The sequence below is a fragment of the Amycolatopsis sp. EV170708-02-1 genome (assembly GCF_022479115.1).
GTDB lineage: Bacteria > Actinomycetota > Actinomycetes > Mycobacteriales > Pseudonocardiaceae > Amycolatopsis.
In genome coordinates this window covers 6,077,338-6,094,170 of the sequence record NZ_CP092497.1, presented here as the reverse complement: position 1 = coordinate 6,094,170, position 16,833 = coordinate 6,077,338, and the positions used below count along the sequence as shown (strand labels likewise).

Genomic DNA, 16,833 nt, shown 5'->3' with positions numbered 1-16,833 from the left:
CGTCCACTGTGGATCGCCGTGGTGGGCCTGCTGCTGGGCGCGGTCGCGTTGTGGGGTTCCTCGCAGCTCGTGTGGTTCGCGGAGTTCCGCGACGGCGGCGTGCGCGGCACCGTGCTGTACACGGAAACCGGTTCACAGCGTGCGATTGCGCTGATTCCCCTCGCGTTGCTGGCGCTCGCCGGCACCGCGGGGCTGATCGCCACCGGCGGCTGGCCACGGCGGGTGCTCGGCGTGGTACTCGCCGTGGCCGGTGTCGCCGCGGTGTGGATCGGCGTGGCGGGCGGCTCGTTCAGCGGATTCGCCGACGGACTGCCCGTCGCCCAGATGCTGGGAGCCCGCGGCCTCGCGATCCTCGGGGAATTCTCGTGACCGCGGGCGGGTTGGCAGCCATCAAGGGCGCGGGCCGGATGCCGCGCCTCGGCGCGAAGTATTCGGCGCCGGGGGCGAAGAAGAAGGCCGCGAAGGATCCGGAGACCGAGCTGTGGGAGGCGCTGTCCGACGGCGAAGATCCCACCGCGACCCGGTGACGACGGCGGAATTCGCGGGTTTCGGAGATCTACGCCGGGAAAGATGACACGGTGGGCATTCGGAGTAACGGACATACCCGGAACCAGGCCGTATCCGTGCGGGGGTTAGCATCGTTTCGGCGGGAAGGGGAAGGTTTTTGTGAGCGACCTTGCGAAGGAATCCGTGAGTACGACGGCCGGTGAGGGACTCCGGTGAGCGTGCTCGAAGACATCGTCGCCGGCGTCCGTGCCGATCTCGCCGAGCGCGAGGCGGCTCTGCCGTTCGACGAACTGAAGAAGCGCGCGACCCAGGTCGCGCCCCCACGTGACGTCCTCGCGGCCCTGCGCGAGTCCGGTATCGGCGTCATCGCCGAGGTGAAGCGGCGCAGCCCGTCCAAGGGCGATCTGGCCGAGATCCCGGATCCGGCCGCGCTGGCGAAGGACTACGCCGACGGCGGCGCGCGGGTGATCAGCGTGCTGACCGAGCAGCGGCGGTTCGGCGGTTCGCTCGCCGACCTCGACGCGGTCCGCGCGGCGGTCGACATCCCGGTGCTGCGCAAGGACTTCATCGTCAGCCCGTACCAGGTCCACGAGGCGCGGCTGCACGGCGCGGACATGGTCCTGCTGATCGTGGCCGCGCTGGAGCAGAACGCCCTGATCGCGTTGCTGGACCGCGTCGAATCCCTCGGGATGACCGCGCTGGTCGAGATCCACAACGCCGAAGAGGCCGACAAGGCGCTCGAAGCCGGCGCCAAGGTGATCGGCGTCAACGCCCGCAACCTGCACACCCTCGAGGTGGATCGCGACGTCTTCTCGCGGCTGGCCCCCGGCCTGCCGATGGACGTCTTCAAGATCGCCGAGTCCGGTGTCCGCGGCCCCGGTGACCTGATGTCGTACGCGGGTCACGGCGCCGACGCCGTCCTCGTGGGCGAAGGGCTCGTCGCTTCGGGAGACCCGAAGGGCGCCCTGGTCAAGCTCGTGACCGCCGGTTCGCACCCCGCTTGCCCGAGGCCTTCTCGATGAGCGTGGAGTACACCGAAACACCGCACGGCGAGCACGACCCGGACGGCCGGGGCTACTACGGCCCCTACGGCGGCCGGTTCATGCCCGAGGCCCTGATCGGCGTCGTCGACGAGGTCGCGGCGGAATACGACAAGGCGAGGACCGATCCGGACTTCGTCAACGAGTTCCGGCGCCTGCTGCGCGAGTACGCCGGCCGCCCGTCGCTGCTCACCGAGGCCAAGCGCTTCGGCGAGCACGCCGGCGGCGCCCGGATCTTCCTCAAGCGCGAGGATCTGAACCACACTGGTTCGCACAAGATCAACAACGTGCTCGGCCAGGCGCTGCTCACCAAGCGGATGGGCAAGAAGCGGGTCATCGCCGAGACCGGGGCCGGGCAGCACGGCGTGGCCACCGCCACCGCCTGCGCGCTGCTGGACCTGGAATGCGTCGTCTACATGGGCGAGGTCGACACCGAGCGGCAGGCGCTGAACGTCGCCCGCATGAAACTGCTCGGCGCCGAGGTCATCCCGGTGAAGACCGGCTCGCGCACGCTGAAGGACGCGATCAACGAGGCGCTGCGCGACTGGGTCACCAACGCAGACACCACGCACTACCTGTTCGGCACGGCGGCGGGCCCGTACCCGTTCCCGATGATGGTGCGGAACTTCCACAAGATCATCGGCGAGGAGGCCCGCGCCCAGATCCTGGAGCAGGCCGGACGCCTGCCCGACGCCGTCGCGGCCTGCGTCGGCGGCGGATCCAACGCGATCGGGATCTTCCACGGCTTCATCGACGACGCGTCGGTGCGCCTGGTCGGTCTCGAACCGGGCGGCGAGGGCATCGAGGGGAACCGTCACGGCGCCACGCTGACCAAGGGCACCCCGGGCAACCTGCACGGCGCGATGACGTACCTGCTGCAGGACGAGGACGGCCAGACCGTCGAATCGCACTCGATCTCCGCGGGCCTCGACTACCCGGGCGTCGGCCCGGAGCACTCGTGGCTCAAGGACAGCGGCCGCGCCGAGTACCGGCCGGTGACCGACGCCGAGGCGATGGACGCGTTCAAGCTGCTTTCGCGCACCGAGGGCATCATCCCGGCGATCGAGTCGGCGCACGCGCTGGCCGGCGCGCTGGTGCTCGGCCGTGAACTCGGCCCCGAGGGGCTGATCATCGTGAACCTGTCCGGTCGCGGCGACAAGGACATGGACACCGCCGCGAAGTACTTCGGCCTGGTGGAGAACGCATGAGCGCGCTGGACGAGATCTTCGCGAAGACCCGGGCCGAGGGGCGCGGCGCGCTGATCGGCTACCTTCCGGCGGGCTTCCCGACGGTCGACGGGTCCAAGGATCTGCTGGCCGCGGTGGTCGACGGCGGCGCCGACCTGGTCGAGGTGGGCGTGCCCTACTCGGACCCGGTGATGGACGGCCCGACCATCCAGGCCGCCTCGGTGAGCGCGCTCTCGGGCGGCTTCAAGCTCAAGCACCTGTTCGAGGTCGTCGAGTCGGTGTCGTCGCGCGGCGGCAAGGCCGTCGTGATGACGTACTGGAACCCGGTGCACCGCTACGGCGTCGACCGCTTCGCGCGGGATCTCGCCGCCGCGGGCGGGCTCGGGATGATCACCCCGGACCTGATCCCGGACGAGGCCGACGAGTGGATGGCCGCCTCCGAGCAGCATGGTTTGGACCGGATCTTCCTGGTCGCGCCCTCCTCTTCGGAGGAGCGGATCGCGAAGACCGTCGCGGCCGCTTCGGGTTTCGTGTACGCCACCGCCGTGATGGGCGTGACGGGCGCCCGTGACCAGGTCGGCGTGCACGCCGAGGAGCTGGTCGAGCGCACCCGCGCGCATACGGAACTGCCGATCGGTGTCGGGATCGGCGTCCGGTCCGGCGAGCAGGCGGCGCAGGTCGCCGGGTTCGCGGACGGCGTCATCGTCGGCTCGGCACTGGTGACGGCCGCGGCGAGCGGGACCGACGCGGTACGCGGGCTTTCGGCCGAATTGGCCGCGGGTGTGCGGAAGGCCGTCACCCCCGCTTGATCCCTACGTGGGCTGAAAGGGCCCTTCACCGCATGTGATGCGGTGAAGGGCCCTTTCACTGCGTCTGATGCGGGGAAAGCGTCCTTCGGCCACCGGCCTCAGTGCCGCCACCGCTGCGCTTCGGTGATCTCCTTCGCGCTCGCACCGGCGAACCGCTCGATCTCCGCCCGCCGCACGTCCACGATCGTCGTCGCCAGCGGAGCGCCGAACGCGGCCGTCAGGTCCTTGTCCGCCTCGAACGCGGCGACGGCCTCCTCCAGCCGCCGGGGCAGGCGCTCGACCCCGCGGGCGGCGCGTTCCTCCTCGGTCAGCGTTCCGGGGTCGACGTCGAGAGGTTCCGGCAGTGACGCTTCCGCGTCGACACCGGCCATCCCGGCGAACAGCAGCGCGGCCGCCAGCAGATACGGATTCGCGGTCAGGTCGAAACATTTGACCTCGAGGTTCGCCGCCGACTCGCGATTCCCGGCGACGCCGCGCACCAGCCGCAGCGGTGTCTCCCGGTTCTCCAGCCCCCACGCGGTGTACACGCCCGCCCAATGGTGCGGCTCCAGCCGCAGGTAGCTGACCACTGACGGTGCCCCGATCGCGAGCAGTGCGGGCAGCCGCTCCAGGATGCCCGCGCTGAACGACTCCGCGACCGGTGTCAGCCCGAAAACCCTTTCCCCGCCCGAGAAAAGATTCCGCGCGCCGTCCCATACGCTCAGATGCACGTGCCCGCCGTTCCCGACGCCGGCGGGCGCGAACTTCGGGGTGAAGGACGCTTTCAGCCCGTGCCGGTGGCTGAGCGCGCGGATCGTCTCCTTCGTCAGCACCGCGACGTCGGCCGCGCGCACCGGATCGGCCGCGGCGACGGACAGTTCGAACTGGCCGTCGGCGTATTCGGGATGGATCTGCTCCACCCCGGCGCCCTGTTGGTCCAAAGTGGACACCAGGGCGCGGAGGTAGTCCGCGCGTTCGGAAAGCCTCGCGTAGCCGTAGGCCGGGCCCGCCGTGGCCGACGTCGCGTCGTCCGGGGCGTCGGCGCTGGTGATCACCCATTCGATCTCGAAACTCATCCGCGCCCGCTGACCGCGTGCGGCGAGCCGGTCCACCGCCGTCGCCAGGAGGGCGCGGGATCCTGTGCGTGCGGCTCGCCCTCCTGGTCGAGTTTCGTCACCGGCGCCCAGGCCCAGCCGGGCTGCCCGGCGAGCACGGTCAGCGCGTCGAGGTCCGGATGCAGACGCAGGTCGCCGACCGGGCCGAGGGAATGTTCACCACCGGTGATGACGTCGTCGAAGCCGAAGAAGTCGAAGGAATTCGAAGCGCCGACACCCCACGCCGCCGCCGACGGCAGCTTCCGCAGCGGCACCGCCTTGACCCGCGCGATCCCGGCGTTGTCCACGAAGGTCAGCGCCACGAGCTCGACACCCCGTGCCCGGAGCTCCCCGGTGAGGGCGGTCGCGCGGGCGGTCAGTGCTTCCCGGTTCACCATGGTTCCTCATCCTGGCCTGTTCTCCAGCCCCTTGCCACGCCCGGATCCGGCCATAGGGTGGGGCCGCACTCGTCGATCACGAGAAGGGACGCGCTCATGCCGGGAACCCCGATCCTGCCGTTCGTGGCCCGGACGCGGCTGGTGGACCACCACTGCCACGGCGTCGTCACCGGCGATCTCGGCCGGATCGAGTTCGAACAGATGCTCACCGAGGCCGACACCGTCTCGTCACTGGGCACGACCCTGTTCGATTCGCTGATCGGGCTCGCGGTGCGGGCCCGCTGCGCTCCCGTGCTCGACCTGCCGCCGCACGTGCCCGCCGAGGTCTACCTGGCCCGCCGCGCCGAACTGGGCGCCACGGAGGTCAACGCGCGGTTCCTGCGTGCCACCGGCACGACCGAATTCCTGCTCGACGGCGGTTTCCTGCCGGACACGCTGACCACGACCGAGCAGTTCGCCGCCCTGTCCGGCGCCCGCGCGCGGGATATCGTCCGGCTCGAACAGGTCGCCGAATCGGTGATCGGGGCGACCACCGCGGCCGGATTCATCGAGGCCTTCACCGGGGAACTGGCGAAACGCGCCACCACGGCCGTCGGGTTCAAGTCCATCGCCGCCTACCGGGTCGGCCTCGACCTGGCGGGGGAGCGGCCCTCGGACGCCGAAGTCACCGAAGCGGCGGGGCGCTGGCTCGCGCGGATCGAGGCGGGCGAACCGGTCCGCCTCGCGGACGAGGTGCTGCACCGGTTCCTGATCTGGACCGGGATCGATCTGGCGCTGCCGATCCAGTTCCATGTCGGGTTCGGCGATTCCGACGTCGACCTGCACCGCTGCGATCCGCTGCTGCTCACCGGGCTGCTGCGGGCCACCCGGTCACACGGGGTGCCGATCATGCTGCTGCACAACTATCCCTTCCACCGGAACGCGGCGTATCTGGCGCAGGTGTTCGAGCACGTGTTCGTCGACGTGGGACTCGCGACGCACAACGCCGGTCATCGTGCGCCCGCGATCATCGCGGAGACAATGGAGATCGTGCCGTTCGGGAAGCTGCTGTTCTCCACGGACGCGTTCGGGCTGGCCGAGCTGTACCACCTCGGCACCGCGCTGTTCCGGCAAGGACTGTCCGACTTCCTGTACGCGGGGCTCACTTCGGACGTACTGTCCGAAGTGGACGCGCATCGGATAGCGGCGCTGGTGGGGCACCGCAACGCCGAACGGGTGTACGGGCTGGAGGGGACATGACGGAGCTGGATGAACTGCACGACCGGTGGGAGGCCGCGGTCGAAGCGGAGCTGCCTGCCGCGATAGAACTGAGGCATCGCGTACACGCCGATCCCCGGGCGTCGGGGGACGAGGAGGACACCGCGCGGGTCGTCGTCGAGGCACTGGGCATCGACGACGGCGTCCAGGTCGCCAAAACCGGCCGCGCCGTGCTGCTCCCCGGCACCGGACCGGGACCGGCCGTGGCGCTGCGCACCGAACTCGACGCGCTGCCGGTCACCGAACGCACCGGGATCCCGTGGGCTTCGGAGACGCCGCTGATGCACGCGTGCGGACACGACGTCCACATGGCCGCGCTCGTCGCCACCTGCCGCGCGGCCGCCGTCGTCGGGGTGCCGCGGCCGCTCCTGGCGCTCCTGCAGCCGCGTGAGGAGACGTCGCCGTCCGGCGCGCTCGACATCGTCGAGTCCGGCGTGCTCGCCGAGTACGGCGTCGAGTCGGTCATCGGCGCGCACGTCCAGCCCCGGCTCGCGGCGGGTGTGGTGTCCGCGGTGCCGGGACCGGTCAACGCCTCCACCGACGAGTTCGACGTCGTCGTCCGCGGCCAGGGCGGGCACGCCGGATACCCGCATCTGCTGCGGGACCCGATCCTCGCGCTCAGCCAGATCGTGGTGAGTCTGCAGCAGCTCGCGAGCCGCCGGGTCGACCCGGTGTTCGGCGCGGTCTGCTCGGTCGGCCGGATCGAAGCCGGGACCACGGCCAACGTCGTGCCGAACGAGGCCCGCCTGTCGGGCTCGCTGCGGCTGATGCGCGCCGAAGACCGCGACCTCGCGCTGGAGGGGCTCGCCGAGGTCGTCCACGGCACCGCGAAGGCGCACGGCTGCCGCGCGGAACTGGAGATCAGCCCGTGTGAACCGGTGCTGCACAACGACCCCGGGCTCACCCAGCGCGCGCACCGGCGGCTGCTCCGGACCGGGGTGGGCGTGGACACCGAGTTCCGCTCGTTCGGCGCCGACGACTTCGCGCACTACTGCGGGATGACGCGCGGGCTGATGATGTTCGTCGGCCTCGGCGACACCGCGGGCGCGCCCAGCCTGCACGACGAGCTGTTCCTGCCGCCCGACGCGGCCATCGGGCACGTGGCGTCGGCGCTGATCGCGGGCTATTTGGCCGCCGTCGAGGGCTGACGCCCCCAAGAAGTGGATGAAGCGCTACGGTGGCCGACGTGAATACCGCCTCGGCAGCGTTCCTCGCGACCATCCCCAGCCCCGACCAGGGCGTCTGGCATATCGGGCCGGTCCCGATCCGGGCCTACGCGCTCTGCATCATCGCCGGCATCATCGTGGCGATCTGGCTGGGCGAACGGCGCTGGGTGAACCGCGGCGGCACGAAGGGCACCGTCATCGACGTCGCGGTGTTCGCGGTGCCGTTCGGCCTGGTCGGTGGCCGGTTGTACCACGTCATCACCGACAACCAGCTGTACTTCGGCGAGGGCAAGAACCCGCTCAACGCGCTGAAGATCTGGGACGGCGGCCTCGGCATCTGGGGTGCCATCGCGCTCGGCGCCGTCGGCGCGCTGATCGCCTGCCGCCGCCGGGGCATCCCGCTGCCCGCGATGGCCGACGCGCTCGCGCCGGGGATCGTGATCGCGCAGGCCATCGGGCGGCTCGGCAACTACTTCAACCAGGAGCTCTACGGCGCGCACACCGATCTGCCGTGGGGCCTGGAGATCTACCAGCGCTACAACCCGACCAACCCGGACGACTTCCTGAACGGCATCGCGATCGGGCACGTCCCGCTGCCGGACAGCCCCGTGCACCCGACGTTCCTCTACGAGCTGCTCTGGAACCTCGGTGTCGCGCTGCTGGTCATCTGGGCGGACAAGAAGTTCCGCCTCGGCCACGGCCGCGTGTTCGCGCTGTACGTCGCCGGCTACACTGCGGGCCGCTTCTGGATCGAGATGATGCGGACCGACACCGCGAACCACATCCTCGGCCTGCGGGTCAACGTGTGGACCTCGATCCTGCTGTTCGCCGCGGCGATCGCGTACTTCGTCCTGGCCGCCAAGCGGGGACCGAGGGAAGCTCCGGAAACGCTGTGGAGCAAGGACGTGCCGCGGGAAGACTCCTCCGACTCCGCCGATTCCGCTGACTCCTCCGATTCCGGTGAGTCGCACGCGGAGGTCGCCGCGGCTCCGGACACCGTCCGGGACTCCGCCGCCGACAAGGCGACCGAGGACCCGAAGCCCGACCCCGAGAAGTAGCGCTCCAAGTCCGTGAAGGCCTCCTTGAGGGACCCAGAGTCCCTCAAGGAGGCCTTCACGGACTTCAGGGAGAGACCAGACCCCGCCCGGTCACCAAGGGCAGGTCCAGCGCCGTCAGCAGCCCCGGCGGAGCCGCCACCACCGCGGGGATCGCGTTCACCAGCCGCATCGCGGTCGCCTTCAGCCCGGCGGTGTTGTGGTCGCCGTCGGTCCCGACCAGGCGCAGGTCCAGCACGTATTCGGGCTCGCCGGTCACCTGGACGCGGTAGCAGCCCTGCCCGGTCGGCTGCGGCCAGTCCGGCCCGAGGTCGCCGCGCAGCCGCGTGATGTGCTCCAGCACGCACACCGCCCGCCCGCCGCGCATGCCGCGCACCTCGAACCGCAGCGCCGCCGCCGTGCCCTCCTTGATGGTTCCCGAGGCGATCTCGAAAGTCTCAGGCGCCGGTAGCCGCTCATAGACCTCCTCGACGGCGTCGAGTTCGACGTCCAGCCCGGCCGCGAGCTGCCGCACGACGCTGCCCCAGGCCAGCGACAGCACGCCGGGCTGCAGCAGGAGTGGCAGATCGTCCATCTCCCGGCCGAAGCCCATGATGTCGAACAGGACCTTGCCGTTGTCGTACGTCGAATAGTCGAGGATCTCCAGGCAGCGCACCTCGTCGATCCGTTCGCACACACCGGTGAGCACCAGCGGCAGCCAGTCGTTGGCGAAGCCGGGGTCGACGCCGTTGACCCACAGCGAGGCACCGCCTTCGCGGGCGGCCTCCCGGATCGGCTCGATCATCTCCGGCGGGACGACGCCTTCGGGGTACTGGAGGAACACCGGGCTGCTGGACACCACGTTGATCCCCGCGCGCAGGAAGCGTTTCAGGTCCTCGACGGCTTCGACGAGCCTGTCGTCGGCCATCGCCGTGTAGAGCACGCAATCCGGCTTCAGCGCGATGAGCGCGTCCGCGTCGGTGGTGGCCGCGACGCCGAGCGGGCGCCCGAGCCCGGCCAGCTCCCCGGCGTCGACACCGGCCTTGGCCTCGCTCGAAACCCAGACCCCGGCGAGTTCGAGATCGGGCCGCGCCGCTATCCCGGCCAGCGCGTGGCGGCCGACGTTCCCGGTACTCCACTGGACCACGCGCAAGGCGCTCGCCTCCTACAGATCGGGCAGGCCCAGCTCCAGGTTCGGGGCCTGCAGTCCTCCGTCGACTTCGATGATCTTGCCGGTGACGTACCGGCCCGCGCCCGACGCCAGGAACACGACGGTGGCCGCGATGTCCTCGGCCTCGCCGATGCGGCGCAGGGGAGTGGCGGCCTCCATCCGGCCGCGCAGTTCGTCGTTGCCCACCACCACTTCGAGCGCGGAGGTCGCCACCGAGCCGACGGAGATCGCGTTCACGCGCACCTTCGGCGCGAGGTCGGCCGCCGCGAGCCGGGTGTAGTGCGCCAGCGCGGCCTTCGCCGTCCCGTACGCGGCGAAACCGCGGCCGGTCACGCGGCCCATGACCGACGAGATGTTGACGACCGAGCCGCCCGACTCCAGTAAGGACGGTGCCGCCGCCACGGTCAGCGCGTGCGCGGTGGAGACGTTGAAGCGAAAGGCTTCTTCGAGGAAGTCCGGGGTGGTTTCCAGCAGCGGCCGTGGATACGTGCCGCCGACGTTGTTGACCACCAGGTCCAGCCGCCCGAACTCCGCCGCCGCGATCCGCGCCAGCTCGCCCGCGGCGGCCGGGTCGCTCAGATCGGCGGGTACCACGTGGGCGCGCCGTCCGGTGGCGGCGACCAGGGCCGCCACGTCTTCGAGCTGGGTCTCGGTGCGGGAGGAGATCACCACGTCGGCGCCGGCCTCGGCGAGCGCCACGGCGGTCGCCGCGCCGATCCCGCGTCCGGCGCCGGTGACCACGGCGACCTGGTCGGTGAGCCGGAAGCGGTCCAGGATCATGAGCAGAACTGTAACACGTTCTAGTGTGAGCGCCTCGGACTCGCGCCGGACGCCGGGAGTGACTAGGGTCGCCTCACCGAGTCTCGTGACATCCCGGAACGGGACATATACTTAGCGGAACGAACTACTGTGACCTCATCAGGAACTGTGTCGTTCCGGGCGTCCAGATCGTTACCCATCGGCGGGCTTTCGCGCCCGCCGAACTGATGCCGACGTGTTTCACAGGTGTTAAAGTCGCGCTAACGAACGGGCCATCGTCGTCCCGTGCGCATCCCCCGGCCGGCCCGTCCGGCCGCTGAGCACAGACGACGAAGGAGGTCCCTTCATGATCTTCTCCGCCATTCCAGGCAAACAGGGTCTCTACGATCCCGAATCCGAACAGGACTCCTGCGGTGTGGCCATGGTGGCCGACGTCCGCGGGCGGCGCTCGCACGGCATCGTCACCGACGGCCTGTCCGCGCTGACGAACCTCGACCACCGCGGGGCCGCCGGCGCGGAGCCGACCAGTGGCGACGGCGCCGGCATCCTGCTGCAGCTCCCGGACGAGCTGCTGCGGGCGGAGGTGGGCTTCCCCCTGCCCGAGGCGGACGCCGGCGGTCACCAGACCTACGCGACCGGGATCGGTTTCCTGCCCTCGGACATCGAGGAGCGGAACAAGGCCATCGCCCTGATCGAGCGGATCGCCACGGAAGAGGGCCTCGACGTCCTCGGCTGGCGTGAGGTACCGGTCGACGCCGACCGCGCCGACATCGGCCCGACGGCGCGTTCGGTGATGCCGCATTTCGCGATGCTGTTCGTCGCGGGCGCCGAGGCCGACGGGCGATGTCCCGCCGGGCTCGAACTGGACCGCCTGGCCTTCTGTCTCCGCAAACGCGTCGAGAACGAGAGCGTGACCGCGGGCTGCGGCACCTACTTCCCGTCGCTGTCCTCGCGGACCATCGTCTACAAGGGAATGCTGACCCCCGAGCAGCTCCCGCTCTTCTTCGCCGACCTGACCGACACCCGGCTCACCAGCGCCATCGCGCTCGTGCACTCCCGGTTCTCCACCAACACCTTCCCGTCGTGGCCGCTGGCGCATCCGTTCCGGTTCGTCGCGCACAACGGCGAGATCAACACCATCCGGGGCAACCGCAACCGTATGCGCGCCCGTGAGGCGCTGCTCGAATCGGACCTCATCCCCGGCGACCTCACCCGGCTGTACCCGATCTGCTCGGCCGACGCGTCGGACTCCGCCTCCTTCGACGAGGTGCTGGAGCTGCTGCACCTCGGCGGGCGGTCGCTGCCGCACGCGGTGCTGATGATGATCCCCGAAGCGTGGGAGAACCACGCCGGGATGGACGCCCAGCGCCGTGCGTTCTACCAGTTCCACGCCAGCCTCATGGAGCCGTGGGACGGCCCGGCCTGTGTCACCTTCACCGACGGCACGCTCGTCGGCGCGGTGCTCGACCGCAACGGCCTGCGCCCCGCCCGATGGTGGCGTACCGCGGACGACCGTGTCGTGCTGGCCAGTGAGGCGGGCGTCCTCGACGTCGCCCCCGCGGACGTCGTGGCCAAGGGCCGCCTCAAGCCCGGCCGCATGTTCCTGGTGGACACCGAAGCCGGCCGGATCGTCGACGACGAAGAGGTCAAGTCGGCGCTGGCCAAGGAACTCCCGTACGAGGGCTGGCTGCACGCCGGTCTCCTGCAGATCGCCGACCTCCCGGACCGCGACCACATCGTGCAGAGCCACGATTCCGTGCTGCGGCGCCAGCTTTCCTTCGGCTACACCGAAGAAGAGCTGAAGATCCTCCTCGCGCCGATGGCGGTCAAGGCGGCCGAGCCGATCGGTTCGATGGGCTCCGACACCCCGCCCGCCGTGCTGTCGAAGCGTTCCCGGCTGCTCTACGACTATTTCAAGCAGAACTTCGCGCAGGTCACCAACCCGCCGCTGGACGCGATCCGCGAAGAGCTCGTCACCTCGATGAGCCGGATCATGGGCCCCGAGCGCAATCTGCTCGCCCCCGGCCCGGCCTCCTGCCGCCACGTGCAGCTGCCGTATCCGGTGATCGACAACGACGAACTCGCCAAGCTGATCCACATCAACGACGACGGCGACCTTCCCGGGTTCGCGTGCAGTGTCCTTTCCGGACTGTACGAAGTGGACGGTGGTGCCGACGCGCTGGCTTCGGCGATCGAGAGGGTCCGGCGCGAGGCCTCCGAGGCGATCGCGGCGGGCGCGCGCACGCTCGTGCTGTCCGATCGCGACTCCGACCACCGTATGGCGCCGATCCCGTCGCTGCTGCTGGTGTCCGCGGTGCACCACCATCTGGTGCGCACCAAGGAGCGGCTCCGCGTCGCGCTGGTCGTCGAGACCGGTGACGCCCGCGAGGTCCACCACGTCGCGCTGTTGCTCGGCTACGGCGCCGCGGCGGTGAACCCGTACCTGGCCTTCGAGACCATCGAGGACATGATCTCGACCGGCGCGATCACCGGTATCGAGCCCGCCACGGCGGTCCGCAACTACGTCAAGGCGCTCGTGAAGGGCGTCCTGAAGATCATGTCGAAGATGGGCATCTCGACCGTCGGCGCGTACACCGCGGCGCAGGTCTTCGAATCCTTCGGCCTGGCACAGGATCTGCTCGACGAGTACTTCACCGGGACGTCGTCGAAACTCGGCGGGGTCGGGCTGACCGTGCTCGCCGAAGAGGTCGCCACCCGCCACCGCCGGGCGTACCCGGACAACCCGACCGACCGGGTCCACCGTGGACTCGAGACCGGCGGCGAGTACGCGTACCGCCGCGAGGGCGAGCTGCACCTGTTCACCCCCGAGACCGTCTTCCTGTTGCAGCACGCGACGAAGACCGGCCGGGAAGAGGTGTACAAGAAGTACTCCGACGAGGTGCACCGCCTGTACCGCCAGGGTGGCGCGCTGCGCGGGCTGTTCTCCTTCCGCGAGGGCGCCCGGGAGCCCGTCCCGCTGGACGAGGTCGAGCCCGTCGAGGCGATCTTCAAGCGGTTCAACACCGGCGCGATGTCCTACGGCTCGATTTCGGCCGAGGCGCACGAAACCCTCGCCATCGCGATGAACCGCATCGGCGGCCGGTCGAACACCGGTGAGGGCGGGGAAGACCCCGAGCGGCTCTACGACCCGGCGCGCCGCAGCGCGATCAAGCAGGTCGCGAGCGGCCGCTTCGGTGTCACGAGCGAGTACCTGGTCAACGCCGACGACATCCAGATCAAGATGGCGCAGGGCGCGAAGCCGGGCGAGGGCGGGCAGCTGCCGCCCAATAAGGTGTACCCGTGGATCGCGCGCACGCGGCACTCGACGCCGGGCGTCGGGCTCATCTCGCCGCCGCCGCACCACGACATCTACTCGATCGAGGATCTGGCGCAGCTGATCCACGACCTCAAGAACGCCAACGAGAACGCCCGCATCCACGTGAAGCTGGTGTCCTCGCTCGGTGTCGGCACGGTCGCGGCGGGCGTGTCCAAGGCACACGCCGACGTGGTGCTCATCTCCGGCCACGACGGCGGCACCGGCGCCTCCCCGATGAACTCGCTCAAGCACGCGGGCACGCCGTGGGAGATCGGTCTCGCCGAGACCCAGCAGACGTTGCTGCTCAACGGTTTGCGCGACCGGATCACCGTGCAGGTCGACGGCGCGATGAAAACCGGCAAGGACGTCGTCATCGCCGCACTGCTCGGCGCCGAGGAGTACGGCTTCGCGACGGCGCCGCTGATCGTCGAAGGCTGCGTCATGATGCGCGTCTGTCACCTCGACACCTGCCCGGTGGGCGTCGCGACCCAGAGCCCGGATCTGCGCAAGCGGTACACGGGCCAGGCCGACCACGTCGTGAACTACTTCCGGTTCGTCGCCGAAGAGGTCCGGGAAACGTTGGCGGCACTCGGTTTCCGCACCCTCGACGAGGCCATCGGGCACGCCGAGGTACTGGACACCGACGAGGCGATCGAGCACTGGAAGGCCTCCGGTCTCGACCTCGCGCCGATCTTCGAGATGCCGTCCGACACCCCGTACGGCGGGGCGAAACGGCGCACGCGTTCGCAGGACCACGGCCTGGAGCACGCGCTCGACCGGACGCTGATCCAGCTCGCCGAGGCGGCGCTGGAGGACGCGCACCCGGTGCGGCTCGAACTGCCGGTGCGGAACGTGAACCGGACCGTCGGCACGCTGCTCGGTTCCGAGATCACCCGTCGCTACGGCGGCGAAGGGCTGCCCGAGGACACGATCCACGTGCTGCTGACCGGTTCCGCCGGGCAGTCGCTCGGGGCGTTCCTGCCGCGCGGCATCACGCTCGACATGGTCGGCGACGCCAATGACTACGTCGGCAAGGGTCTTTCGGGCGGGCGGATCATCGTGCGCCCGCATCCGGACGCGAAGTTCGCCGCGGAGGGCCAGACCATCGCCGGGAACACCCTCGCGTACGGCGCCACCGGCGGCGAGATGTTCCTGCGCGGCCAGGTCGGCGAACGGTTCTGCGTGCGCAACTCCGGCGCGGTGGTCGTCGCCGAGGGCGTCGGCGACCACGCCTTCGAGTACATGACCGGCGGACAGGCCGTGGTGCTCGGCCCGACCGGGCGCAACCTCGCGGCGGGTATGTCCGGCGGCGAGGCCTATGTGCTCGACCTCGACCGAGGCAAGGTCAACGAGGAGATGGTGAACCTCCAGACGCCGTCGTCCGAGGATCTCGCCTGGCTCAAGAAGACCGTGCAGAAACACTACGACCTCACACGTTCGGCCGTGGCCGCGTCGCTGCTCGGCGACTGGCCGCGTCGCTCGGCGGCGTTCACCAAGGTGATGCCCCGCGACTACCAGCGTGTCCTTGACGCGGCGAAGGCGGCGCGTGCCGCGGGCCGCGACGTCGACGAAGCGATCATGGAGGCCGCTCGTGGCTGATCCGACGGGTTTCCTGAAGTACGAACGCGAAGAGCCGAAGAAGAAGTCCAAAGAGGAGCGTCTCGCCACCTGGGGCGAGGTGTACGCCGACGTGGAGCCCGGCGAGCGCAACGAACAGGTGCGCAAGCAGGCTTCGCGCTGCATGGACTGCGGCATCCCGTTCTGCCACTCCGGTGGTTCCGGCTGCCCGCTGGGCAACCTGATCCCGGAATGGAACGACCTGGTGCGCCGCGGCGACTGGGCCGCGGCGAGCGACCGGCTGCACGCGACCAACAACTTCCCCGAATTCACCGGGAAGCTGTGCCCCGCGCCGTGCGAGGCGGGCTGTGTCCTGTCGATCTCGCCGCTGTCCGGCGGTCCGGTGTCGATCAAGCGGGTCGAGCAGACGATCGCGGACCAATCCTGGGAAGCGGGTTACGTGCAGCCGCAGGTCTCGGCGGTTTCGTCGGGGCAGCGGGTCGCGGTCGTCGGCTCCGGTCCGGCCGGGCTCGCCGCCGCGCAGCAGCTGACCCGCGCCGGGCACGAGGTGACCGTGTTCGAACGGGACGACCGGCTCGGCGGCCTGCTGCGGTACGGCATCCCCGAGTTCAAGATGGAGAAGAAGGTCCTCGACCGGCGGCTCGCGCAGCTTCGCAAGGAGGGCACGAAGTTCGTCACCGGCTGCGAGGTCGGCGTCGACCTGACCGTCGAGGAACTGCGGGCGGAGTACGACGCCGTGGTCCTCGCCGTCGGCGCGCTGCGCGGCCGCGACGACAAGACCACGCCCGGCCGCGAGCTCGCCGGGATCCATCTGGCGATGGAACATCTGGTCCCGGCCAACAAGTACGTCGAGGGCGACGGCCCGTCGCCGGTCGACGCGGCCGGCAAGCACGTCGTCATCATCGGCGGCGGCGACACCGGGGCCGACTCCTACGGCACCGCGACCCGGCAGGGCGCGCTTTCGGTGACCCAGCTGGACCAGTACCCGACGCCACCGTCCACAAGGGACGATGAACGCTCGCCGTGGCCGACGTGGCCGTACATCCTGCGCACCTATCCGGCGCACGAGGAGGCGGGCGAGCGCAAGTTCGCCGTCGCGGTCACCCGGTTCATCGGTGACGACGAAGGCAACGTGCGCGCCGTGGAGCTCCGTCAGGTCCGCGTGGTGAAGGACCCGGAGACCGGCAAGCGGATGGTGACCCCGGTCAACGACGAGGTCGAGGAGCTGCCCGCCGATCTCGTGCTGCTCGCGATCGGGTTCGAGGGTGTCGAGCACATGCCGCTGCTGGACGGGCTCGGTCTTTCGCTGACTCAGCGCGGCACGCTCTCGTGCGGCGCGGACTGGCAGACCTCGTCGCCCGGCGTGTTCGTCTGCGGCGACGCGCACCGCGGTGCCTCGCTGGTGGTGTGGGCGATCGCCGAGGGACGTTCGGTGGCGAGCGCCGTCGACGCGTACCTCACCGGCGCTTCAGACCTGCCCGCTCCGGTGCACCCGACGGCGTTGCCGCTCGCGGTGGTCTGATCCCCGGCACGCGCCG

10 protein-coding genes and 2 pseudogenes are annotated in these 16,833 nt (G+C 70.2%); 9 read left to right on the top strand and 3 right to left on the bottom strand.

Going from position 1 to position 16,833, the window contains the following annotated elements; genetic code table 11:
- Positions 1-12 precede the first annotated feature (12 nt).
- The 4 genes and pseudogenes from MJQ72_RS27440 (at position 13) to trpA (ending at position 3,543) form a co-directional block, all read left to right on the top strand.
- Positions 13-527: pseudogene (locus MJQ72_RS27440) on the top strand (Trp biosynthesis-associated membrane protein).
- A gap of 192 nt (positions 528-719) precedes the next feature.
- The gene (trpC, locus tag MJQ72_RS27435) at positions 720-1,529 is read left to right on the top strand and encodes an indole-3-glycerol phosphate synthase TrpC (protein ID WP_005155232.1); all 810 of its coding nucleotides are present in this window, start codon (positions 720-722) and stop codon (positions 1,527-1,529) included.
- The gene (gene trpB, locus MJQ72_RS27430; RefSeq protein WP_240593926.1) at positions 1,526-2,755 is read left to right on the top strand and encodes a tryptophan synthase subunit beta; all 1,230 of its coding nucleotides are present in this window, start codon (positions 1,526-1,528) and stop codon (positions 2,753-2,755) included. Before trpC ends, trpB begins: the two co-directional genes overlap by 4 nt.
- Positions 2,752-3,543 carry a tryptophan synthase subunit alpha gene (gene trpA, locus MJQ72_RS27425; protein ID WP_240593924.1) on the top strand — a complete coding sequence of 264 codons (792 nt, stop codon included), beginning with the start codon at positions 2,752-2,754 and terminating at the stop codon, positions 3,541-3,543. The genes trpB and trpA overlap by 4 nt, the downstream gene beginning before the upstream one ends.
- Positions 3,544-3,641: 98 nt before the next feature.
- On the opposite strand, the pseudogene MJQ72_RS27420 reads toward trpA, so the two are convergent.
- Positions 3,642-5,014 (bottom strand): annotated as a pseudogene (locus MJQ72_RS27420) (glutamine synthetase).
- Between the two features lie 96 nt (positions 5,015-5,110).
- Between MJQ72_RS27420 and MJQ72_RS27415 the strand changes: the two are divergent.
- Genes MJQ72_RS27415 through lgt form a run of 3 tightly spaced genes read left to right on the top strand, consistent with a single transcriptional unit; the run spans position 5,111 to position 8,495 of the window.
- The gene (locus MJQ72_RS27415; RefSeq protein WP_240593919.1) at positions 5,111-6,253 is read left to right on the top strand and encodes an amidohydrolase family protein; all 1,143 of its coding nucleotides are present in this window, start codon (positions 5,111-5,113) and stop codon (positions 6,251-6,253) included.
- The gene (locus MJQ72_RS27410) at positions 6,250-7,419 is read left to right on the top strand and encodes a M20 family metallopeptidase (RefSeq protein ID WP_240593917.1); all 1,170 of its coding nucleotides are present in this window, start codon (positions 6,250-6,252) and stop codon (positions 7,417-7,419) included. The genes MJQ72_RS27415 and MJQ72_RS27410 overlap by 4 nt, the downstream gene beginning before the upstream one ends.
- Positions 7,420-7,448: 29 nt before the next feature.
- Positions 7,449-8,495 carry a prolipoprotein diacylglyceryl transferase gene (gene lgt, locus MJQ72_RS27405; RefSeq protein ID WP_240593915.1) on the top strand — a complete coding sequence of 349 codons (1,047 nt, stop codon included), beginning with the start codon at positions 7,449-7,451 and terminating at the stop codon, positions 8,493-8,495.
- A 64-nt stretch (positions 8,496-8,559) separates the two neighbouring features.
- Here the strand turns inward: lgt and MJQ72_RS27400 are convergent, their stop codons facing one another.
- Both MJQ72_RS27400 and MJQ72_RS27395 read right to left on the bottom strand, forming a co-directional pair.
- Positions 8,560-9,624, bottom strand: coding sequence for a diacylglycerol kinase (locus tag MJQ72_RS27400; RefSeq protein WP_240593913.1), 1,065 nt, complete (start codon positions 9,622-9,624; stop codon positions 8,560-8,562).
- Between the two features lie 12 nt (positions 9,625-9,636).
- Complete coding sequence (locus tag MJQ72_RS27395; RefSeq protein ID WP_240593911.1) at positions 9,637-10,422, bottom strand: SDR family oxidoreductase; 786 nt, start codon at positions 10,420-10,422, stop codon at positions 9,637-9,639.
- A gap of 325 nt (positions 10,423-10,747) precedes the next feature.
- Between MJQ72_RS27395 and gltB the strand changes: the two genes are divergently transcribed.
- Positions 10,748-15,316 (top strand): glutamate synthase large subunit, encoded by a 4,569-nt coding sequence (gene gltB, locus MJQ72_RS27390; RefSeq protein ID WP_240593909.1) that lies wholly within the window; start codon positions 10,748-10,750, stop codon positions 15,314-15,316.
- Positions 15,309-16,817 carry a glutamate synthase subunit beta gene (locus MJQ72_RS27385; protein WP_240593907.1) on the top strand — a complete coding sequence of 503 codons (1,509 nt, stop codon included), beginning with the start codon at positions 15,309-15,311 and terminating at the stop codon, positions 16,815-16,817. Before gltB ends, MJQ72_RS27385 begins: the two co-directional genes overlap by 8 nt.
- The last annotated feature ends 16 nt before the right edge of the window (positions 16,818-16,833 follow it).